General features: G+C 70.3%; 19 protein-coding genes. 3 read left to right on the top strand and 16 right to left on the bottom strand.

Annotation, left to right across the window (positions count from 1 at the left end; all coding sequences use genetic code 11):
- Window positions 1-238: 238 nt before the first annotated feature.
- The 8 genes from E3T42_RS16990 to E3T42_RS04520 all read right to left on the bottom strand — a co-directional run bounded on the left by E3T42_RS16990 (window position 239) and on the right by E3T42_RS04520 (window position 9,540).
- Window positions 239-1,003 carry a DUF2017 domain-containing protein gene (locus tag E3T42_RS16990; RefSeq protein ID WP_198416043.1) on the bottom strand — a complete coding sequence of 255 codons (765 nt, stop codon included), beginning with the start codon at window positions 1,001-1,003 and terminating at the stop codon, window positions 239-241.
- Complete coding sequence (gene clpS, locus E3T42_RS04555) at window positions 1,003-1,287, bottom strand: ATP-dependent Clp protease adapter ClpS (protein WP_241975831.1); 285 nt, start codon at window positions 1,285-1,287, stop codon at window positions 1,003-1,005. The genes E3T42_RS16990 and clpS overlap by 1 nt, the downstream gene beginning before the upstream one ends.
- A 92-nt stretch (window positions 1,288-1,379) precedes the next feature.
- Window positions 1,380-2,069 (bottom strand): YoaK family protein, encoded by a 690-nt coding sequence (locus E3T42_RS04550; protein WP_241975830.1) that lies wholly within the window; start codon window positions 2,067-2,069, stop codon window positions 1,380-1,382.
- A 248-nt stretch (window positions 2,070-2,317) separates the two neighbouring features.
- Window positions 2,318-3,001 carry an NTP transferase domain-containing protein gene (locus E3T42_RS04545; RefSeq protein WP_134367501.1) on the bottom strand — a complete coding sequence of 228 codons (684 nt, stop codon included), beginning with the start codon at window positions 2,999-3,001 and terminating at the stop codon, window positions 2,318-2,320.
- 160 nt (window positions 3,002-3,161) lie between these two features.
- Window positions 3,162-4,688: an amidohydrolase family protein gene (locus E3T42_RS04540; protein ID WP_134402558.1), complete on the bottom strand. Its 1,527-nt coding sequence runs from the start codon at window positions 4,686-4,688 to the stop codon at window positions 3,162-3,164.
- A 113-nt stretch (window positions 4,689-4,801) separates the two neighbouring features.
- Window positions 4,802-7,633, bottom strand: coding sequence for a molybdopterin cofactor-binding domain-containing protein (locus E3T42_RS04535; protein ID WP_134402557.1), 2,832 nt, complete (start codon window positions 7,631-7,633; stop codon window positions 4,802-4,804).
- On the bottom strand, window positions 7,630-8,610 hold the full coding sequence (locus tag E3T42_RS04530; protein WP_241975829.1) for an FAD binding domain-containing protein: 981 nt from the start codon (window positions 8,608-8,610) through the stop codon (window positions 7,630-7,632). Before E3T42_RS04530 ends, E3T42_RS04535 begins: the two co-directional genes overlap by 4 nt.
- Before the next feature lie 294 nt (window positions 8,611-8,904).
- The gene (locus E3T42_RS04520; protein ID WP_370261721.1) at window positions 8,905-9,540 is read right to left on the bottom strand and encodes a molybdenum cofactor biosynthesis protein B; all 636 of its coding nucleotides are present in this window, start codon (window positions 9,538-9,540) and stop codon (window positions 8,905-8,907) included.
- A gap of 162 nt (window positions 9,541-9,702) precedes the next feature.
- Here E3T42_RS04520 and E3T42_RS04515 point away from each other — a divergent pair, with 162 nt between their 5' ends.
- The 3 genes from E3T42_RS04515 to E3T42_RS04505 all read left to right on the top strand — a co-directional run bounded on the left by E3T42_RS04515 (window position 9,703) and on the right by E3T42_RS04505 (window position 12,377).
- Window positions 9,703-11,019 (top strand): aminotransferase class V-fold PLP-dependent enzyme, encoded by a 1,317-nt coding sequence (locus tag E3T42_RS04515; RefSeq protein ID WP_134367495.1) that lies wholly within the window; start codon window positions 9,703-9,705, stop codon window positions 11,017-11,019.
- A complete protein-coding gene (gene sufU / locus E3T42_RS04510; RefSeq protein WP_134402556.1) occupies window positions 11,016-11,534 on the top strand; it encodes a Fe-S cluster assembly sulfur transfer protein SufU in 519 nt (172 codons plus the stop codon). Before E3T42_RS04515 ends, sufU begins: the two co-directional genes overlap by 4 nt.
- A gap of 465 nt (window positions 11,535-11,999) precedes the next feature.
- On the top strand, window positions 12,000-12,377 hold the full coding sequence (locus E3T42_RS04505) for a VOC family protein (protein WP_134367491.1): 378 nt from the start codon (window positions 12,000-12,002) through the stop codon (window positions 12,375-12,377).
- Between the two features lie 115 nt (window positions 12,378-12,492).
- On the opposite strand, the gene E3T42_RS04500 is transcribed toward E3T42_RS04505, so the two are convergent.
- The 8 genes from E3T42_RS04500 to E3T42_RS04465 all read right to left on the bottom strand — a co-directional run bounded on the left by E3T42_RS04500 (window position 12,493) and on the right by E3T42_RS04465 (window position 19,505).
- Window positions 12,493-13,086 (bottom strand): NUDIX domain-containing protein, encoded by a 594-nt coding sequence (locus E3T42_RS04500; protein ID WP_134402555.1) that lies wholly within the window; start codon window positions 13,084-13,086, stop codon window positions 12,493-12,495.
- A gap of 9 nt (window positions 13,087-13,095) precedes the next feature.
- Window positions 13,096-14,034 carry an N-acetylglucosamine kinase gene (locus E3T42_RS04495; protein WP_134402554.1) on the bottom strand — a complete coding sequence of 313 codons (939 nt, stop codon included), beginning with the start codon at window positions 14,032-14,034 and terminating at the stop codon, window positions 13,096-13,098.
- 114 nt (window positions 14,035-14,148) lie between these two features.
- Window positions 14,149-15,111 (bottom strand): hypothetical protein, encoded by a 963-nt coding sequence (locus tag E3T42_RS04490; protein ID WP_241975828.1) that lies wholly within the window; start codon window positions 15,109-15,111, stop codon window positions 14,149-14,151.
- On the bottom strand, window positions 15,108-15,647 hold the full coding sequence (locus E3T42_RS16985; protein WP_198416914.1) for a cytochrome b N-terminal domain-containing protein: 540 nt from the start codon (window positions 15,645-15,647) through the stop codon (window positions 15,108-15,110). The genes E3T42_RS04490 and E3T42_RS16985 overlap by 4 nt, the downstream gene beginning before the upstream one ends.
- A gap of 552 nt (window positions 15,648-16,199) precedes the next feature.
- Window positions 16,200-16,643: a flagellar assembly protein FliW gene (fliW, locus tag E3T42_RS04480; RefSeq protein ID WP_241975827.1), complete on the bottom strand. Its 444-nt coding sequence runs from the start codon at window positions 16,641-16,643 to the stop codon at window positions 16,200-16,202.
- Entirely contained in the window at window positions 16,640-17,545 is a 906-nt protein-coding gene (gene flgL, locus E3T42_RS04475) for a flagellar hook-associated protein FlgL (RefSeq protein ID WP_134402552.1), read from the bottom strand. Before flgL ends, fliW begins: the two co-directional genes overlap by 4 nt.
- 3 nt (window positions 17,546-17,548) lie before the next feature.
- The gene (gene flgK / locus E3T42_RS04470) at window positions 17,549-19,009 is read right to left on the bottom strand and encodes a flagellar hook-associated protein FlgK (protein WP_134402551.1); all 1,461 of its coding nucleotides are present in this window, start codon (window positions 19,007-19,009) and stop codon (window positions 17,549-17,551) included.
- Between the two features lie 10 nt (window positions 19,010-19,019).
- The gene (locus tag E3T42_RS04465; protein WP_134402550.1) at window positions 19,020-19,505 is read right to left on the bottom strand and encodes a flagellar protein FlgN; all 486 of its coding nucleotides are present in this window, start codon (window positions 19,503-19,505) and stop codon (window positions 19,020-19,022) included.
- Window positions 19,506-19,921 lie beyond the last annotated feature (416 nt).

Raw genomic sequence — 19,921 nt, 5'->3', positions numbered from 1 at the left:
CCGGGCCGCGGCGCGCGTATGCCGCGCTGCGGGCGGTGCCCGCGCTCTGAGCCGCCAACGCGCTGGCCGCGCTGGCCGCGCTGGCCGGGCTGGCCGGGCTGTGATCCCGCCCGCGCCCCTAACGAATTCGACGGAGTTTTTGCCGGAATCGGGCTGAAACAGTCCGGATCCGGGTTTTTAGAGCAGTATCTCCGTCGAATTGGTTCGGCACGGGAGTCAGACGGGAGTCACACGGGAGCTAGACGTCGATGGCGTAGACCAGGGACTCCTGCACCATGCCGAGCCACTCGTAGATGCCGTGCAGGAAGGGCGCCTCGTCCTCGGCGAGGTGAACGACCCCGTCGGGCGAGATCTCCAGGCGTTCGGCCAGGGTCAGGCGCAGATCGGTCAGCGTGCGGAGCCAGGACTGCACGTCGTCCCGGTCGAGGGTGATCGTCGTCGCCGGCTCGTCGAAGTCGTCGTCGTTGAGCGTCTCGGGCGCGTCGTCGGCGATCTCGTCCGCCAACTCCTCTCCGAGTGTGGCGATCACGACGCGAGCATTCCGCACCTTGCGTTCGAGCAGGTCGCCGGCCGTGAACCGGCGGAATTCCGCGGCGGCCTCCGGGTCGTCGGTGTAGGCATCCGGCAGCAGCCGTCGCAGGGCAGGGTCGACCGATGTCCCGAGCGCGTGGGACTCCGCGGCCTCCAGCAGCTCGATCAGCTGGCTTGCGGCCATGCGGAGCAGCCCGACCTCGGCCGGTTCGAACTGCGCGGTCACGCTGCCGGCGCTCTCGCCGGTGGGGCTGGCACGGCCGGCCTGACCGGCCTGACCGGCCTGACCGGCCTGGCCGTCCTGACCGGCATGGCCGCCCTTGCCGGCCTGGCCGTCCTGACCGGCATGGCCGCCCTTGCCGGCCTGGCCGTCCTGACCGGCATGGCCGCCCTTGCCGGCCTGGCTGTCCTTGCCGGCCCGGCCGTTCGAGCGGTCCCGACCGGTTTCCCCTCCTGCGGGCAGGAATTCCATCAGGTCTCGTCCTTGGCGAGGGTGGCCCAGAGCCCGTAGCCGTGCATCGCTTCCACGTGGCGTTCCATCGCTTCCCGGTTGCCGGTCGCGACCACGGCCCGGCCGTTGTTGTGTACCTGCAGCATCAGACGTTCGGCTTCCTCGGCGGAGACGCCGAAGTAGCTGCGGAACACGTAGGAGACATAGCTCATCAGGTTCACTGGGTCGTCCCAGACGATGGTGATCCAGGGGCGGTCGAGGACGACGGCTTCTCGCAGATCGACGCGTTCATCTGTTTTCGGCACCCCTTAAGCCTCACACGGAGTGGGGCGCAATTCCACCCGGTGCGGCGACCGGTGCGGCGACCGGATTCGGCGACCGGATTCCGGGGCTGAGGTCACGGCGCGTGGTGCGGCCGTCCGGCGGCGTGGCCGATGGCGGTCACGGTGAGGGTGATCAGCGCCGACAGGGCGACGCCCCAGGCGATGTTGAACGTCAGCAGCAGCGCCCCGACGCCCGCCCCGAGCAGGATCAGCACGATCGCGGCCAGGCGCCGAAACCACGGCTGGCCTTTGCCGCCGCCGAGCCGCGAGTCCGCCGCGAACCCGGTGATCGTGGACGTGACCACCACGGTCGTGACATCCTTGACCCCGATATGCCGGGCGACGGATGCCTGCAGCCCCATCACGGCGGCCAGAGAACCAGTGATCAGGAGGCCGAACGGGTGCGGCGGCACGCCGCCGCCGGCGAAGAGCACCATTGCCAGGACCAGCATGATCAGGCCCTGCGCGCCGAACAGGACGGTGGCGTGGGTGGACCAGCCGATGGCGACCGGGCGCAGCACCCGTCCGCCGACGGCGGCGCCGAGCATGAAGGTGAACAGGGCCAGCAGGGGCCCGGCCACGGGAAGTCCCGGGGCGCCCGCGATGGCCATCCCGAGGATGACGACGTTGCCGGTCATGTTGCCGGTGAAGACCTTGTCCAGGCCGAGGTATCCGACCGCGTCCGCCACGCCCGTGGAAAATGTCAGGGCCAGCATCAGCCCCAGGTGCAGATTCGCGGGGTGGCGGCGGAGTTTCTCAAGCACGGGGGTCCTATCGGAGAGCGCGACTGCGGGCTGGCGGCGGGCTGGCTGCGGGGTGGCTGCGGGGGTGGGACCGGGGCCGAATCTAGGTCTCATGATTCCACGGATGCCGGGCGCATCGGCGCAGGTCGGCGCAGGTCGGCGCAGCTGCGGCGCGTGGCTGGGCGAGGTCGGCGCGGCGAGCAGCCTGCTGACGAGCGGTCGGTCCGGCCGGTGTTCTCTCCGGTCAGTCTCTCCGGTGGTCTTTCCGGTCAGTCTCTCCGGTCAATGTCGAGACCGGTCTCGAGGTCGGAGCACTCGACCAGGTGGGCGTGGTGGGCCTGCAGATAGGGTCGGGCTCCGGTGTCGGCGCCACTTGATCGGATCAGCTCGGGCCAATGCGCGCGCCCGATCACCACGGGATGCCCCGGTCGTCCGAGGAAACCGGCCTGCCGGAGCGTGTCCGGACCGACGGATGCCTCCGATCCCGTCTTGCCGGCCCTGGTGCCGGGCAGCGGCGCGATGAGGCGTGCCACCGTGCTCGAGCGGAGCCCCGGGACGTCGACCGGCACGATCGCCACGGCTTCGGGCTCCGGCGCAAGCGACGTCGCGGCCCGGAGGCCCGCGCGGAGCGACGCGGAGAGTCCTTCCGCCCAGTCTTCGGCCTGCACCACGAGGACCGGCGGGGTCGGGGCGCCGGTCCTCGTGGCGGTGCCGGGGACATCCGTTGCCCCGGTCAGGGCGAATTCGACCAGGAGCGCCCTGGCGTCGTCGGCTCGGGCGCCGAGCACGACGATCACGGGCGAGCAGCAGGCGTCGGCGAGCGTGCGGATCGTGCGAACCAGCCAGGGGACGCCGTCGCCGCCGCCCGCAAGGGCTTTCGGCAGGCCGTACCGCGAGCCGGCGCCGGCCGCCAGCACGAGGCCGGCGATCGATGTGGGGGAGGAGGGGGGCATGCCTGCCATCGTAGGGCGCGGGCCGGTGGGGAGCCCGGTCGGCACGTCCGGCCCCTCGCACACCCGAGCCTCAGGCTTCCGCACCTCAGGTACCCGAGCCCCTAACGAATTCGACGGAGATTTTGACGATTTCGGGCCGAAACGGATGCTACGGGTCTTTTTAAAGCAGAATCTCCGTCGAATTCGTTGGGTCGCCGCCGGGACGGGACGGGGACGGGACGGGGACGGGACGGGGACGGGACGGGGACGGTGAGGGTGCCCGGGGCGGGGCCAATTCCGGGGCGAGCACCCGGCGGCCGCGCACGTAGACGCCGGTGATCGCCGGCTGGCGGAGAGCCAGCAGCAGCGCGAACAGGGTCTGTTCGGTGGCCATCGCCTCGTCGTCGGCACGGATGCCGCGTTCCAGCACGCTGGCGAGCGGCTCCCAGCGGTCCGGCTCGATCAGCAGGAAGTCGGCGTCCTTGCCCACGTCGAAGTTGCCGAACCGGGTCTCCATGTCCAGCGCGCGCGCCCCGGCCAGTGTGCCCGTGAAGAGCAGAGCGGCGGGGTCGATCGACAGGCCCGCGTCACCGGGCTCGGACAGGTGCACCTTGAAGCAGTCGTTGAGCACCCGCGACACCAGCCACTCGTCGCCGGCGCCGATGTCCGAGCCGATGGCCACGTTCACGCCGAACGACGTGGTGCGCAGCCACGGCATGGTGCCCGAGCCGAGGAACTGCTGCGAGGTCGGGCAGTGCGCCACCGAGGTGCCGGTCTCGGCCAGCCGGGCGAGCTCTTCGTCCTCGCAGTGCACGGCGTGGGCGAGGATGCTGCGCCGCCCCAGCAGGCTCGACCCGCCCCGGGCGGACCCCGGCAGGAACCGGCCGTCGTACGTGTCCAGGTACGTGTCGACCTGGTAGACCGACTTCACGGCGTCGATCTCGCCGGTGCCGGGCCGGTTGTTCTCGTTCAGGTGGCTGTGGAAGTAGACGCCGCGGCCGCGCACCCCGTCGTAGAGATCGCCGAGGCCGGCCAGGGTCGTCGGCGTAACCGACAGGCTGAACCGGGGCACCACGGCCACCTGCAGCAGTGCGGTCGCCGGGTCGCCGGTGTCCACGGCGTGCCAGCGGTCGATCTCGGCCGAGACCAGGTCGAGCGCCTCGGTCTCGCCCGTGAGCAGGGCCCGGGAGGGCTCCGAGCCCACGGTCTGGATGCCGCGGCCGCTGACCAGGCGCAGGCCGGCCCGCTGCGACTCGGCGAACAGGGCGTCCTGGGCGTGGGGGAAGGCCGAGCCGAAGACGAGGGCGCTGGTCGTGCCCGCGGCGATGCGGCGCCGGGTGAAGTCCCGGGCGATGCGCTCACCGAACGCGGGGTCGCCGAGCCGGGCCTCCGCCGGGAAGACGCAGTTGTCGAGCCACTCCAGCAGTTGGCCGCCGCCGTAGGCATCCGTGGAGTAGGTCTGCGGAAAGTGCAGGTGCGTGTCCACGAAGCCGGGCAGGATGAAGCCGCCGCGATTGTCGGTCACCGGCAGGCCCGCGAAGGCCGCGGGCAGGTCGGCGAAGCTGCCCACCCAGGCGATCCGGCCCGTCTTGGTCGTGACCAGGGCGCCGTCCGGCAGGGACACCAGGTTCTCGCGGGCGGTGGCGACCGTGGGGGAGCCGGCGACGTGGAAGATGTGGCCGCGGTAGACCCGGCTGGAGGGTGTCACGGAGGGGTCCGTTCTGGCTGGTGCTGCGGGTATGGCCGGTGGCGGTGCCGCGGGTGACCGCGGGCGGGACGCCCCCAGTGTATTGGGCGACGGCCGGGAGAAACGGCTCCGGCTCAGCCTGCAGCCCGCTCGGGGTGCAGCAGCCGCCAGATCCGGTCGCGGGACATGGGCAGCTCGGTGGGACGGATGCCGATCGCGTCGCGCACCGCATTCGCCAGTGCCGGCGCCACCGGGTTGTACGGCGACTCGCTCATCGACTTGGCGCCGAACGGGCCGAGGACGTCCGACGTGTCCGCGAAGTACACCTCGGTCGGCGGCAGGTCGGCCAGCAGGGGGATGTGGTAGTTGCGCAGCACGCTGGTGGTGACGGTGCCCGCGCCGTCGAGGACGACCTCCTCGTAGAGTGCGGTGCCGATCGCCTGCGCGACCCCACCCTCGATCTGGCCGCGGCACTGCTCCGGGTTCATCACGACCCCGGCATCCGCGGCCTGGATGGACTGCAGGATGCGAACCTCGCCGGTCAGGGTGCTCACGGCCACCCGGAAGGCGTGCACGTTGAACGCCACCGAGCGGCGGGCGCCATCTTCCGCGCCGGTACCGCGCAGAACGGATGCTCCGGCGTGCTCGGCCAGCTCGGCCAGCGGCACGAACGCCGTCCCGCTGCGCAGCCCGTCGGGTTCCAGGGTCCACTCGGCGGAGGCGATCGGCGGGCGTCGCTCGCTGGCGGCCGACCGCAGCCGGGCGGCCAGGTCGTTCGCCGCGGCCAGCACGGCCTTGCCTGCGATGACGATCCCGGCCGACCCGAACGCGCCGGTGTCGTAACCGATGGCATCCGTGTCCGACTGCAGGATCTCGATCCGGTCAGGCGTCGTGCCCAGGGCGGTGGCTGCGAGCTGCGCGTGCACGGTGGTCGTGCCGTTGCCGAACTCGGCCGTGCCCACCCGCACGGTGTAGCGGCCCGGGTTGGCGGCCGTCACGTCACCGAACGTGTCGCCGAACGTGTCGCCGAGCGTGACGGATGCCTGCGCGTAGTGACCACGCGGCGGGGTGGTCGCGATCATGGCGGTGGCCATGCCCTCGCCGACCTTCCACTCCGCGCCGGCGGGGACGGCCTGGCCGTTGCCGCGGGCCAGCGCCGCCTGGGCCAGGTCGAGGCACTGGTCGAGGCCGTAGCTGCCGAAGATCAGGTCCTCGCCCTCCACATGCGTCACCACGAGGGGGTCGGCCGGGCCGACCGAGTTCAGCCGACGCAGGTCGAACGGGTTCAGCCCCACGGTGCGGGCGAGCTCGTCCAGGGCGGACTCGACGCCGAAGATGACCTGGCCGAGGCCGTAACCGCGGAAGGCGCCGGACGGGAGGTTGTTCGTGTAGACGCTCTGCGCATCCACCCGCTTGTTGGGCACCCGGTAGAGGCTGACCGATTCGGAGCTGCCGTGGTACATCACGCCGGGGCCGTGATTGCCGTAGGCGCCGGTGTCGGCGAGCACGCCCAGCTTGAGAGCGGTGAGGCGGCCGGTGTCGTCGGCGCCGAGGGTGACGTCGATGCGCATGGGGTGCCGGGCCGGGGACAGGGTGAACTCGTCGGAGCGGCTGAACTCGTACTGCACCGGGCGCCGGGTCTTCAGCACGGCGAGGGTGACGATGTCCTCGGTCAGGATCTCCTGCTTGCCGCCGAAGCCGCCGCCGACCCGGGCGGTGAACACGCGCAGGCGGAAGGGTTCGAGGTCGAACAGGCGGCAGATCTCGCGGTGCACCAGGAACGGCACCTGGGAGCTGGTGCGCAGGATCAGGCGCTCGCCGGTGCCCTCGTTCTCGCCGTCGGGTCCGGGCTCGAGCCAGCCGATGGTGGCGTGCGTCTCCAGGTGCGTGTGCGCCACCCGCTGGGTCTGCCAGCTGCCGCTCACGGTGTGGGCGGCGCCGGCCAGGCCGGCCGCGATGTCGCCGTACTCGCCGTGCAGCTCGGCCACCAGGTTGTGCTGCGGGTCGGCGAGGCGGCTGGCCGCGGCATCCTTGTCGCCGTGCACCAGGGCGGCGCCGGGCCGGAGCGCCTCGGCCGGGTCGAAGACGGCCGGGAGCGGCTCGTAGTCGACCTCGATCAGCCGGCAGGCGGCTTCGGCGATGGCGACCGTGTCCGCCACGACGGCCGCGACCCGCTGGCCGCGGAACCGCACGACCGGGTCGAGCACGAGGGTGTCGTCCGGGTCGTCGAGGCGGTCCTCGTGCCGGGCGGTGGAGTAGAGCGTTGCGGGGGAGTCGGCGTGGGTGAGCACGGCGTGCACCCCGGGCAGGGCGGCCGCCGCGTCGGTCCGGATCGAACGGATGCGCGCATGCGCCTGCGTGCTCGGCAGCACACTGAGGTGCAGCAGCCCGGGCACCGTGACGTCCAGCGTGTACGGTTCCCGCCCGCTCACCACGCGCTCGCCGGCCGGGGCGCCCAGGGAGGTGCCGACGGTGCCGGGGCGACGGCCGGTCTGGACCACCGGGCCCAGACCGGTGCGGCCGGAGCCGTCGGCGGGGGTGTGCGTGCCACGGATCGCGTCCTCGATGGCGCGGTAGCCGGTGCAGCGGCAGAGGTTGCCCTTGAGCAGGCGAGGGAGGTCGTCCAGGTCTGGTTCGGTCAGGGTGGAGGCGGTCACGATCATGCCCGCGGTGCAGAACCCGCACTGGAAGCCGGCGGCGTCCACGAAGCGCTGCTGGAGCGGGGCGAGGTCGCCGGGCCGGCCGAGCCCGGCGACCGTGGTGACGTCGGCGCCCTCGGCGCGGAACGCGGGGTAGATGCAGGAGTGCACGGGGGTGCCGTCGACCAGCACGGAGCAGGCGCCGCAGTCCCCGGTATCGCAGCCCTTCTTGACCTCGAAGTGCTCCTGGTCGCGGATGAAGGAGCGCAGGCACTGGCCGGGCGCCGGAGTGGCGTCGACCGGTTCACCGTTGATCTGGAACCTCATGGGTGCTCTCCGTTTTCGAGTGCGGCGCCTTCGAGTTCCGCGCGGATCTCCTCGCCCAGCACCCCGCTCACCGCGCGTCGCCAGTCGGCGGCGCCGTGGGCATCCGTGAACCAGTAGTCGATGGCGGCGATATCGCGGGCGAGCGCGCTCGCCGCGGGCAGTGACGGGTAGCGCAGCTGCACCGGGCGCACCGTGCCGGCGGTGACGGTGAGCACGAAACCGCCGGCCGGGTCGAGGCGACCCACGAGCACGGCGCCGGAGCGGCCGAGCGGGGAGAGGGCGATCTTGCGGTACACGGTGCGGGACGCCAGCGAGGAGGCCGGAACGTGAATGGACCGCAGCACGTCGCCGGTGCCGAGCACGTTGGTGGTGTTGCCGGTCACGAAGGCGGCGGCCGGCATCCGTTCGTCGCTGCCGTCGGCGCGCCAGATCAGCACCTCGGCCTCGAGGGCGGCCGCGAGGGTGGTCATCGGGCCGGCGGGCAGGGAGGCGCAGAGGTTGCCGCCGACGGTGGCGACATTCCAGATCTTGAAGGAGCCGTAGAGGGCGGTGCAGCACTGGAACAACAACGGATGCGCCGCCCAGCCGGGCGCGGCCGGCAGCCGGGACAGCTCCGCGAGGGTGCACGTTGCCGCGATCTCGAGGCCGCTCACGCCGCCGGGGTCACCCGGGTCGGTGCCGGTCACCGCGTCGGTCACCGCGTCGGCCACCCCGTCGGCCACCGCGTCGGCCACCCCGTCGGCCACCCCGTCGGCCACCCCGTCGGCCACGGCGTCGGCCGCCGCGTCGGCCACGGAGCCGGTCACCGTGAGCGCCGGCCAGCGCAGCGTCTGCAGGTCGACGAGCCCGGTGAGGTGCACCTGCGGGTCGGCGAACAGATCGGATCCGCCGGCCAGGGGAGCCACGCGGGGGCTCAGGGCGCGCAGATCTTCGCGGCTGCGCGCCGGGGTGATCGTCAGTACGGTGTTCAGGTCCATCGTTCCCCCTGCAGGGCAGTGTGTCGGGCGGTGCTTCCCCGGCGCCGGGTGCCGGGCTCACGCGCTGGATACCTGAAATTATCCGCGCGGAGGCCCCCGCCCGCGAGTCGACGCGCTCGCTCGCGGCATCCTCACGGCCAGGGCCGGGGGTCTGCACCCGGGGCCTCCACCCCGTGCCGCCGTGAACCTGCTTCCCCGCTGTGAACCAATTCGACGGAGATTTTGATCTAAAACGCCCGTTTTCAACGTTTTGGCGCCGATTCGGGCAAAATCTCCGTCGAATTCGTTCGGGGGCTAGTGGTCCAGACCGTGCAGCTGGTCCAGGATGTGGTCGAGCACGTCCTCGAGCAGGCCCAGGCCGTCTTTCACGCCGCCGGGGGATCCCGGCAGGTTGATGATCAGGGTGCGGCCCCGGCAGATCCCGGCGTAGCCGCGGGAGAGCACGGCCAGGGGAGTCGAGGACGAGCCGCGGCGACGCAGCTCTTCCATCAGGCCGGGGAGTTGCCGGTCGAGGAAGGGCAGCGTCTGCTCGGGCGTGTGGTCGTGGGGGCTGACGCCCGTTCCGCCGGTGGTGACGACCAGGTCGCAGCCGGAATCCACGGCCGCGGCCAGGGCTGCGCCGACCGCGTCGCCGTCGGGAACCACGCGGCGCTCCCGCAGCGTCCAGCCGCGCTCGCCGAGCCAGGCGTCGATCACGGGGCCGGTGCGGTCGGGGTAGACGCCGCCCGCCGCCCGGGTCGACGCCACGATCACCTGCGCGAAGCGCGCGGTCCGAGGCTTCGTGGGGCCTTGAGTCGGGGGCTGCGACTGATGCTGCGGCGGGGCCTGCGACGGATGCTCGGACCGCTGCCGGGCAGGAGGCGGCAACGGGGCCGGCGTCATCGCATTGCCCGTCGCCTCGCCCGTCGCCTTGCTCGCTGCTGCGTTCACGTGCTCCATCCTGCCCCACTCCCGTCCGACCGCAGCCTCACCCCCGTCTACGCGCTCTGCCTCGCTCCCGACCGACCGCTGCCTCGCTCCCGTCCACGACCGCTGCCTCGCTCCTCGGTCGGGCCGGTGGGCATTGCCGGGAGGAGGGAATACGCTGGAAGGATGACGTCTTCCGTTCCACCGTCCCCCCGTGCGAACGCTCGCCCGCTGACGGACGAGGAAGTCGATCGCATTCGCAACGATTTCCCGATCCTCGCCCAGCAGGTGAACGGGCATCCGCTCAACTACCTCGACTCAGGTGCCACCTCGCAGAACCCGGTCAGCGTGATGGAGGCCGAGCAGGAGTTCTACGAGCAGCGCAACGCCGCCGTGCACCGCGGGGCGCACACTCTCGCGTTCGGCGCGACCGAGACGTTCGAGGCCGCCCGGACGACCGTCGCCGCCTTCATCGGGGCCCGGGACGACGAGGTCGTCTGGACCTCCAACGCGACCGAGGCCGTGAACCTCGTGGCCTACTCGTTCTCGAACGCGTCGCTCGGCCTCGGCGGCCCGGCGGCCCGGCGCTTCCGGCTCGGGGCGGGCGACGAGATCGTCGTCACCGAGATGGAGCACCACGCCAACCTCATCCCGTGGCAGCAGCTTGCCCTTCGCACCGGCGCGACCCTGCGGTTCATCCCGGTTCTGGACGACGGCACCCTGGACCTGGCCGCCGCGGCCGGAGTCGTCGGGCCTCGCACCCGGGTGCTGGCGTTCACTCACGCCTCGAACGTGGTCGGCACGGTCAACCCGGTCGACGAGCTCGTCGCCCTGGCCCGCTCGGTCGGCGCGCTCGTGCTGCTCGACGCCTGCCAATCGGTGCCGCACATGCCCGTGGACGTGGCCGCGCTCGACGTGGACTTCGCCGTCTTCTCCGGCCACAAAATGCTCGGCCCGACCGGGATCGGCGTGCTCTTCGGCAAGTACGAGCTGCTCGCCGACATGCCGCCGTTCCTCACCGGCGGGTCCATGATCACCACCGTCGACATGCACACCGCCGAGTTCCTGGCACCGCCGCAGCGGTTCGAGGCCGGCACCCAGCGCATCTCGCAGGCGATCGCCCTCGCCGCCGCCGTGGACTACCTGACCGAGACGGGCATGGAGCGCATCGCGGCCAGGGAGGCCGAGTTGGGCCAGCGTCTCGTCGCCGGGCTCACCGACATCCCCGGCGTGCGCCTGCTGGGGCCTCCCCTCGGGGTGGAGCGCATCGGGCTGGCCAGCTTCGACCTGGCCGGCGTGCACGCCCACGACGTGGGACAGTACCTCGACGAGGCGGGCATCGCCGTGCGGATCGGGCACCATTGCGCCCAGCCGCTGCACCGCCGTCTCGGCGTGACCGCGTCGACCCGCGCGAGCACCTACCTGTACACCACCACCGACGAGGTGGACCAGTTCCTGGCGACCCTGCGCGAGGTTGCGCCTTTCTTCGGAGTGCACTCATGACCAACAGCGCCATGCAGCAGCTGTACCAGCAGATCATCCTCGACCACGCCAAGTCCCGGCACGGCGCCTCGCCGGACGAGCTGCCTCCCCTGGCGGAGGCTGCGGCCGCAGCGGATGCCCGGGGGCTGCACCTGACCGAGTCGCACCAGGTCAACACGACCTGCGGCGACGAGGTGACGGTGCGCATGGGCGTGCGCGCCGATCCGGATCGGGCCGACGGTGATGCGGATGGCGATGCGGTGATCGACGAGCTCGTCTGGCGCGGCGACGGATGCTCGATCTCGATGGCATCCGCCTCCGTGCTCAGCGACAGCGTGCGCGGGACCACCGTGGCGGAGTCGCGTGCCCTGCTCGACACCTTCCGGGAGATGCTGCGTTCCCGCGGCACCATCGAACCCGACGAAGAGGTGCTCGGCGACGCCGCCGCCTTCGGGGGAGTCTCCCGCTACCCGGCCAGGGTCAAGTGCGCCATGCTGGCCTGGGTCGCGTTCGAGGCGGCCCTGCTCGGTCCGTAGGACCCGTGCGTCAGCGGCTTGACGCGCGTGGACCGAACGAATTCGACGGAGATTCTGCCCAAATCAGGCTCCAACGGTCGGAATGTCTGTTTTTAGAGCAGAATCTCCGTCGAATTGGTGGGCCGCCGGACCTGCGTCGGGGCGGGCGCACCGCCCGCGCGGTGAGTGAACAACCAGCTGACGTGGGCGGCCCCGCAATTTCGTGCGGGACCCCTTTATCGACGCCGACGGGCGGCGTATTATGAGTAGTCGAAATGCGATAGCCAACGCTCGCCTGGCCGGGATTACAGCCCGGCGAACGAAGAGTACCGGCCACGATTCGCGCCAGCGGCTGTACTGCAGCCGGCACTCTCACCCAGGGAAGCACGCCGCCGTCGGCATCCGATCCGGCGCGGGATCCGTGACCAGTTCGATTGAGGAGCGCTTCCGCCGAATACCTCCAGATGCGCCAAGGAGGCGTTGAACATGCTGAAGGAACTCCACACCGTATTGCCGGCCGCCGATCTCAGACGCGCTCAAGCGTTCTATCACGATGCTCTCGAACTTGACCCCGCCGAGGCCCACGAGGAAAGCCGAACCCTCGTGTACCGCACGGGGGCCGGAGGCACGTTCGAGATCTATGAGACGAGCAACGCCGGCACCGCCCGGAACACCCAGATGTGCTGGACCACCGACGATCTCGATGCCGAAATGAGCCGGCTCCGCGAACGCGGCGTCGTGTTCGAGGACTACGACGTCCCGGGACTGAAGACCGTCAACGGTGTCGCCGCGACGGACGAGATGAAGTCGGCCTGGTTCAGGGACACCGAAGGCAATTTCATCTGCATCTTCCAGATGCTCTAGCCGGGATCGCTCAGTGCTCGCAGAGACCGCCGCAGGCAGGACGCCCTGCACGAGGTGAAGGGCCCGGCAGCGTCCGGGCCCCTCACCGGTCTGTTCCGCTACCAGCCGATGCGGCCTACAGCCCGTCTCGCTGGTGCGCCAGCTCGCGAAGCACCACGGCCACGCGCTCGGCGAAACCCTCGGGGACCTGCTCGGGCAGCGCATCCGTCGGCCACCACCGCACGTCTTCGCTTTCCGGGCTGACCACGGGCGTGGCATCCGTGGGCGCAATGGCCACATAGCCGACGTCCCAGTGCGTGGTGCAGCGGCCGAATCGTGAACTCAGCGCGTGCCGGTGCACGTCGACCGGCGGCGGGCCCGCCGGGCCCGCCGGGCGGAGGCCGGTGATGCCGCCCTCCTCCCGGGCCTCGCGGAGGGCCGCGGCGGCCACGGATGCGTCGGCCGGCTCGACATGGCCGCCCAGTTGCACCCAGAACCGGCCCTTCTTGTGGAAGCAGAGCAGCAGGTGGCTGAGGTGCGGGTTGAAGACGAAGCAACTGGCAGTGACATGCTCGGCGCCGCCATCCCGGTCCAGGGCGGCGTCGCCTCCCGCGCGCACGAACGACAGGTACTCGGCTCGGAGGCTCGCCTGGGCGGGGTCGACGGGCAGCCAGGTGGCCAGGGACGTCTCGAAGGCCTGCGCGGTGTTCGAGTGGATGGCAGTACTCATAGAGGAAGGCTAGCCCTGCGCGGAGGCCACCCGGTCGCGCAGCGCGCTCTCCGTGCCCAGGCGGGCGAGGAGTGCCGCACCGTCGAGGCCGTTCCCGGCCGGCTCACGCAGGTCCAGGTGCGGGTAGAGCGCGCGCAGGCCCGCTTCGAAGGGGGCGGCGATCTCGGGCGCCTGCAACACGGCGCCGAGACCGCAGACGACCGGTGCCCCGAGGGGCCCTTCGCCCACGATTCGCAGCCCGGTCGAGACGGAGAGCACGAGTTCGGCGGCGGCGGCGGCGCAGATTGCGGCGGCGACGGCATCCGTCGGGGCGAGGGCCGTGACGTGGCGGGAGTAGGCGGCGATGCGGCTCACCCGGGCGGGGTCGGCCTGCAGCTGGGTGTAGGCGGTCTCGAGGTTCGGGAAGTCGCCGCGCACGAGTTCGGTCAGGGCGGTGCGGGCGCCGCGGCCGTCGTAGTCGCGCATGACCGCGTCCAGGGCGGCGCGGCCGATCCAGTACCCGCTGCCCGCGTCACCGAGCAGGTAGCCCCAGCCGTCGATGCGGGTCACCCGGTGTGAGCCGACGGCGAGGGTGACGACGCCGGTGCCGACCGCGATCACGGCCCCGAGGGTGTCGCCGAGGGCGCCGAGGTAGGAGGTCACCGAATCGTGGGCGAGTTGCACCTCCCGCACCCCGAATGCGCCCGTCGCGGCCTGCATCTGCACGGCCTGGTCGGTGGAGTTGGTGTAACCGGAGATGCCGGCGCTCACCGTGTGGATCGGCGCCCCGCAGGCCTGGGCGACCTGGGCCACCACGGCGACGAGCTGGGGGATCAGGGCAGAGTCGGTACGGATGCCGTCGAAGTCATAGAGGTCGCCGCGCCTGTCCTCGCGTCGCAGCCGGGCCCGGATGCCGGTCTGGCCGGCATCGATCGCGAGGTGGGAGGCGAGCGGTTGGACAGAGGACATGAACATGCTCCCAAGGTGGCACGACGACGGACGACTCGGCTGCGCGTCCATGAACCTGAGCTTATCTTAGGTGGATTAAGAAAGCATCCGTTCGGGGGACGGGTCGGCGGCGCCTCACCCGCTCCGCCTGGCGTAGTAATCCCGCCAGACCAGGCGATGCACCGGTATCCACCGCGGGATGTCGCGGAGTACCGGGATGAAGGACACCAGCATGAGCAGCAGGCTGAGGACCAGCATCAGGAGCACGATGAGGAGGTCCGCATTCTCGGCGGAGGCGAAGGGTTCCACCTGGTACCAGAAGGAGAACAGCCACAGCCAGGACTGGCCGGGGGTGTTTCCGGTCTCGTTCATCATTCCCCACTGATCCCCGGTCAGATGCGCCGCGGCAGCCAGATCGGGGAAGTAGGTGCCGTCCCCGAGGAAGAGCGTGCCGCGGGTGTAGTCGAAGTTGTAGAACGCGTCCTTCGCCTGCAGCACCCCGTCCAGCGCGCCCTGCTGCGCCATGGTGAGCAGGGCGCCGGTCAGCTCCGGCACGGGGCCGTAGGAGCCCCCGGCCACCCTGGCCGGGTCGTTGTCGGGCGCTTTCGCCAGCGCATCCGTGTAGGCCGTGGCCCAGTCGCCGCGTTGGGTGTCGGACGCGCTGTCCCAGATCGCCAAACCGGCCGGGGGATCGTTCAGCGTCGACAGCGGGCCGGTCACGAGATCTGTGGCCGTGTCGATCGGGATCTGCACGCCGGACAGGCTCTGGAGGTCAAGTGGGCCGATGGTCTGGGTGGCGTCGGGGGTCGAATTGTACGGTGGTCCGTAGCCGGCGGTCTCGCTGGTGCCGGCGAGCTCGGCGGTCGCGGTGGTGACGAAGTCGTCCGGCGCCGCCGCCCAGGATTTCATGGTGATGCTCTTCTCGTCCGGCGACCCGAACACGGCCGACAGGGTGAGGGTGACCAGGCCCACCACGACGAGGGCGACGGTCAGTTCCTTGAACAGGTCGTATTCGCGCACCGCGCCACGCCACGGACGGCGGGCGAGGTCGTCGCTGTCCGTGCCGCGACGGGGTGGGCGTGCCGGCGCGGCGCTCATCGGCCGGCCTCCCCGGGGGTCGCGGTCGTGGCACCGGGTGTCAGCTGGGCATCCGTCTCGGCCGCATCGATCGGCGGGACGACGCCGTGCATGCGCACCTGCAGCACGTGCAGAGCCACGATCGCGCCGACCAGAAGCGGCAGCAGCATGATGTGGAAGCCCAAGATCTGACCGAGGTCGGCCACGTTGAACCAGGCCCCGATACCGGCGGCGTTCAACGCATCCTTGCCTTCGAAGGCGATCCACTGCGAGTCGAAGTTGGTCTGCAGCAGGTAGCCCGTGAAGGCGGCGACGATCGAGATCAGGAATGACACCACGCCCGTGATCCAGGTGAGCGCGCGCCCGCCACGCCAGGCCGCCATCCAGTACTTGCCCCAGAGGTGAACGACCATGGTCATGAAGAAGAGCTCGACGTTCCACAGGTGGGTGCTGTTCACAAACCGGCCCAGGTCCGACACGTGGTACCAGGACGGTCCGTTCAGTGACAGGACGATCCCCGAGACGAAGATGTAGACGAGGGAGACGAGCGCGGCCATGCCGAAGACGTAGATCCAGGATGCGATGTAGCTGGGCTGGTCTTCCGGCAGCAGCTTGTCGGCGGGCAGGTGGCGCAGCAGCCAGCCGCGGGCCTTGCCGGTCCAGGTGTGGTACTCGGCCTCGTCCGGATCCGTGTTCTCCGCTGACGTGCGGGTCGGCTCCTCGCGGAGGCTCGTCGGCGTTTCTTCCCGCTCGGGAACGGCAGGACCAGGGCCAGGGCCAGGACGAACAGAAGGATCATGACGAGGATCACGATCAGATTGCCGAGCTGGATTTGGAAGGCCCCCCAGCCGAGGTAGATGCTCGGACTGTCCAGGCTGGCGAATATGCTGACGAGCACATGCATGAGCAGCTCCGTAACTTGGACGACCTTCGTCGGGGAGATGTCCATCGACGGGCGGTGCTGTACCCGCAAACGTATTCCCCGGGGGCGGATTGGTCGCCATGGTTGACACGGAAGAATTATGAGAATACGTACAGGAATGGAGTCGGCTGGTGGGGCCCAGGCAGCCGACTGGCCGGGCCGGACGGAGCGGGGCCCGGCGGAGCGGCTAGGCGGAGCGGTCGCCGAGCTCCGCGCGGAGCGGCCAGTTCTGGCCCTCCAGGATGATCTGGGCGCAGCAACCGGTGCGGGCGTTAACCACGATCGGGGCCATCAGGTTGACGGTCGTGCCACCCTCGCCCGGGTTGGTCACCACGAGAATCAAGGCGTCGTCGGGTCCGGCGAGTTCGAGCGCCGACGCGTTGTCGTCGCTGATCACGGGGGAGTAGTCGGGCAGGTAGACGGAGGCGTCGAGCACGAACAGGCGGGTGTGGGCATCCGCTGCCGCCTGCAGGGTGAACAGACCGGCCGCCCCGGGGATCTCGGTCAGCGCGAACTCGGTCAGCGGTGCGAGGCCGGGCGGAGGGGAGACGAAAGTCAGCCTGGCGCTCAGTGTGGGCGCATCCGTCGGGTCTGCGGACTGCGGGGCGGCTGTTTTCAGTGCAGTTTTCATCGGAGGAAATCCATCAGGGTCGGCTGGAGCACCTTGGCGGTGACGGCGAGAGCCGACTGGTAGGTGACTTCCTGCAATTTGAGATCGAGGATGGCCTGACCGAGGTCGACGTCTTCGATCGAGGAACGTTGGGCTTCGAGGGCGCCGGTGCGCTGCACGAGGGTGTCTCCTGCCTTCTGAATCTGGGCCTGGCGCACACCGACATCCGCCTGCGCGGAGAGCACGGTCTTCATTCGCGAATCCACGGCGGTGAGGAACGGACCCACGTTGGCCGGTGGCGTCGTGGCCGTGCCACGCAGTGCTGCGCTGATGTTCGTGAGCAGGTCGAACACGGAGACGGGGTTCTCCGCCGTCGCCCCGAAGATCGCGGCGCCGTCTGCGTTCACCGCGACGGTCGTGTCGGCTCCGATGCGACGTTCGACGGTCGCCCCGGCAACACCCGTGAAGCTGAAGTCGGACTTGAACGCGACGCCGGCATCCGAGCTGCCGGCGAAGACGGTGCGGCCGAGGTAGGCCGTGTTGGCCTGCGCGAGCAGATCCTGTTTGAGACTGTCCAGTTCCGCCGCGATCGCTTCCTTCGCGGTGGGCGAGAGGATGTCGTTGACGCCCTGGAGGGTAAGGTCGCGCACCCGGTTCAGCAGGTCGGTGGTCGCACCGAGGGCGGTGTCTGCGCTGGTCAGCCAGCCGTTCCCGTTGTCGGCGTTGCGGCTGTACTGGGTGACGGCGCGCTGCTCGGCCCGCACGGCCAGGGCGTCGGCTGCCCTGGCCGGGTCGTCGGAGGGCCGCTCGATGGCCTTGAGCGAGGATGCCCGCTCCTGGAGCTGGGCCATCCGGGCAAGGTTGGTCTGCAGGTTGCTCTGCGCGGAGCGCATCTGGGTCGACGTGGTGACGCGGGCGATCATGGCTTACCTTCCCACCAGTCCGGTGCGGTTGATCAGGGTGTCGAGCATCTCGTCCACGGCCGTCATCACCCGGGCGGCGCCCTGGTAGGCGTGCTGGAACATGAGCAGGTTCACGTTCTCTTCGTCGAGGTCGACGGAGGCGTTCGAGAGTTGCGCGCTGACCGCGGCGGTCGAGGTGAGGTCGGCCAGCGAGGCGTGCTGCAGCTCGGTTTTGGTCTTGACCGCGAACCCGGTGACGAAGTTCGACCAGTCGGTCGTGGGGGACTGGATCGAGGTTCCGGCCGTCGTGACGGCCTTGCCGGCGCCGAGTTGGGCGATCTGATCGGCGACCGAGCCGTCGAGCTTGCCCTTCGAGAGGTCACCCGTCGCCAGCTCTGCCGCCGTTTTCGGAATCACGCTCAGGCCCGTCGCTGCCGGGACACCGGCCGTGACCTTGAAGAAGTCCCCGGGGGTCGGCAGGCTCGAGTTCGTGCCTGTCTTGTAGATCGTGTTGACCTTGTCGGTCAGGTTCCGGGCGAACGTGTTGTACGACTCGCCAGCCTCGGCGAGGGCGCCGCCGGTACCCGCGCCGGTACCCGAGGTCACGGCCGGGGCAAGCAGGGAGAGTGCGCCGGCGAGTTCGCCACCGTCGACGGCCACGGCGCCGGCGGCGGGCTTCCCGGCCCACTCGAGGTGCACGGTTCCGGTGCCCGCCATGCTCGTGGCGCCGACCGCCACGAGTTTCTGGGCAGAGTCCCCGGTGACGAGCCCGTTGCCGCCGACGAGCACGTCGACGGTGCCGTCACCGCGGTCGACGACCGTGCCCCCGGTGAGGGCGGCGAGGGTCGTGGTGAGCTGGCTGCGCCGGTCGAGGAGCTCATTGGCGCTTCCGCCGCCGGCCAGCTCCGAACGGATCTGGCCGTTGAGCGCGGCCACCTGGCTTGCCGCCCCGTTGATCTCGGCGACCATGCCGTCGACACTGCCGCGCACGCTCGACCACTCGGTGGCTACGGCCTGGTAGCCCTGTGCGATCTGCGTGGTGAGCGCTGCGGCCTGGCTGAGTAGGACGCCGGCGGGGGCGGTGCTTCCGCCGGCGTTCGACACGTCCTGCCAGCCGGCCCAGAACTCCTGCAACTGGGCGGACAGCCCGTTCTCACCCGGTTCGTGCATCGAAGCTTCGACGGCGCTCAGAGCGTTGGAGCGCACCGCTGAGTAACCGGCAGCCGCGGCGGATGACCGCACCTGGGCATCCAGCTGGGCGCTGCCAAGGCGGGCGATGCCGTCGACGCTGACGCCCTGGCCGGCCTGCAGGCCGGCGCTCATCAGGCCGACCCGGGTGGCCGCGTCAACGGCAGAGGTCGAGATGCGCTGGCGGGTGTAGCCCTCTGTGTTGGCGTTGGCGATGTTCTGCCCCACGACCTCGAGCCCTTGTCGGGCGGCGATCAGGCCGGTGTACGCGGTGTTGAGTCCTCCGAACGTGCTCATCGCGGCATCCTCACAAAATCTGGTCGAACAGTCGGGAGCCGGCGGCGCTGGCGTCAGCCGTGCCGCGGGCGTCGTAGGTGCGGGTCGCGGTGCGCACGTCGGCGAGCGTTTCCTGGCTCGAGCGGGCGGCGGCGCGCAGCAACACTTCGTTCGCGTCGCGCAGTTCCTTGATCTGGGTCGTGAGGTCGCCCATGGCCTTGAGGTGCGCGGCCATGATCTCGCTCCAGGGGCCGGCGGGTGCGTGAACGACGAGTTCGCGCAGAGTGGCATCTTCGGCGGTGCCCCACTCGAGGGCGACTGCGGCCACCTCGACCGATCGGGCCAGGCCGGCATCGCGCACGTGTCCCAGCACCTGCTCGACCTCACGGGTGCCCTGTTGCAGCCAGCGGGTCCGGCCGTTGGTCAGGAGGAGTTGCTCCTCGTCGAGCTTGAAGACGAGCAGCTCGAGAAGTTCCCGCTCGCGCCACAGCAACGCTGAAAGTTCATTGGCCCCCACGTCTCCTCCAACTGCCTTTCGATGTCGATTCAGGCTCGGCTCACGCTGGGTCGCATGTCCAGTGCCTCTATTGGTCACTATCGGCAGGGCCGCTCGCACGGTAAGCCGAGACCTTCGATTCAGACTGCCAGTCAGCCGGTGCGGTGTCCACTAAAGAGAGGACACAGTGAGCATCCGTTCTCTGCGACCCCACCCCGTTGAGGGGTGATCTGCCCCGTTGTGGGGGTATTTTCCCCCGTTGTGGGGGGTGCTGCCGGTGGTTGGCCGGGAAAGCGCTCGCCTACGTTTTAAAACAAAGGAAATGTTTTTTCTGGGGGCCCCGAAACCCTGATTCCTTCACTAGTCCTCGTGCTCACCCGGCAAAAGCGAATCAGCTGGCCCAGCCAGTCGATTAGCTCCTCATCCGAAGCAAGCAC

The sequence above is a fragment of the Cryobacterium sp. TMT4-10 genome, from assembly GCF_004403275.1.
Taxonomy (GTDB): Bacteria; Actinomycetota; Actinomycetes; order Actinomycetales; family Microbacteriaceae; genus Cryobacterium; species Cryobacterium shii.
This window is presented reverse-complemented; position numbering and strand designations above follow the sequence as displayed.

Excerpts from the sequence above, each read along its gene's own strand:
- E3T42_RS04490 (WP_241975828.1), bottom strand. The coding sequence starts at position 15,111 with ATGAGCGCCGCGCCGGCACGCCCACCCCGTCGCGGCACGGACAGCGAC.
- E3T42_RS04530 (WP_241975829.1), bottom strand. The coding sequence starts at position 8,610 with ATGGACCTGAACACCGTACTGACGATCACCCCGGCGCGCAGCCGCGAA.
- flgK (WP_134402551.1), bottom strand. The coding sequence starts at position 19,009 with ATGAGCACGTTCGGAGGACTCAACACCGCGTACACCGGCCTGATCGCC.
- flgL (WP_134402552.1), bottom strand. The coding sequence starts at position 17,545 with ATGATCGCCCGCGTCACCACGTCGACCCAGATGCGCTCCGCGCAGAGC.
- E3T42_RS16990 (WP_198416043.1), bottom strand. The coding sequence starts at position 1,003 with ATGGAATTCCTGCCCGCAGGAGGGGAAACCGGTCGGGACCGCTCGAAC.
- E3T42_RS04500 (WP_134402555.1), bottom strand. The coding sequence starts at position 13,086 with ATGAGTACTGCCATCCACTCGAACACCGCGCAGGCCTTCGAGACGTCC.
- E3T42_RS04535 (WP_134402557.1), bottom strand. The coding sequence starts at position 7,633 with ATGAGGTTCCAGATCAACGGTGAACCGGTCGACGCCACTCCGGCGCCC.
- E3T42_RS04545 (WP_134367501.1), bottom strand. The coding sequence starts at position 3,001 with ATGCCCCCCTCCTCCCCCACATCGATCGCCGGCCTCGTGCTGGCGGCC.
- E3T42_RS04505 (WP_134367491.1), top strand. The coding sequence starts at position 12,000 with ATGCTGAAGGAACTCCACACCGTATTGCCGGCCGCCGATCTCAGACGC.
- E3T42_RS04495 (WP_134402554.1), bottom strand. The coding sequence starts at position 14,034 with ATGTCCTCTGTCCAACCGCTCGCCTCCCACCTCGCGATCGATGCCGGC.
- E3T42_RS16985 (WP_198416914.1), bottom strand. The coding sequence starts at position 15,647 with ATGGCCGCGCTCGTCTCCCTCGTCTACATCTTCGTCTCGGGGATCGTC.
- sufU (WP_134402556.1), top strand. The coding sequence starts at position 11,016 with ATGACCAACAGCGCCATGCAGCAGCTGTACCAGCAGATCATCCTCGAC.
- E3T42_RS04515 (WP_134367495.1), top strand. The coding sequence starts at position 9,703 with ATGACGTCTTCCGTTCCACCGTCCCCCCGTGCGAACGCTCGCCCGCTG.
- fliW (WP_241975827.1), bottom strand. The coding sequence starts at position 16,643 with ATGAAAACTGCACTGAAAACAGCCGCCCCGCAGTCCGCAGACCCGACG.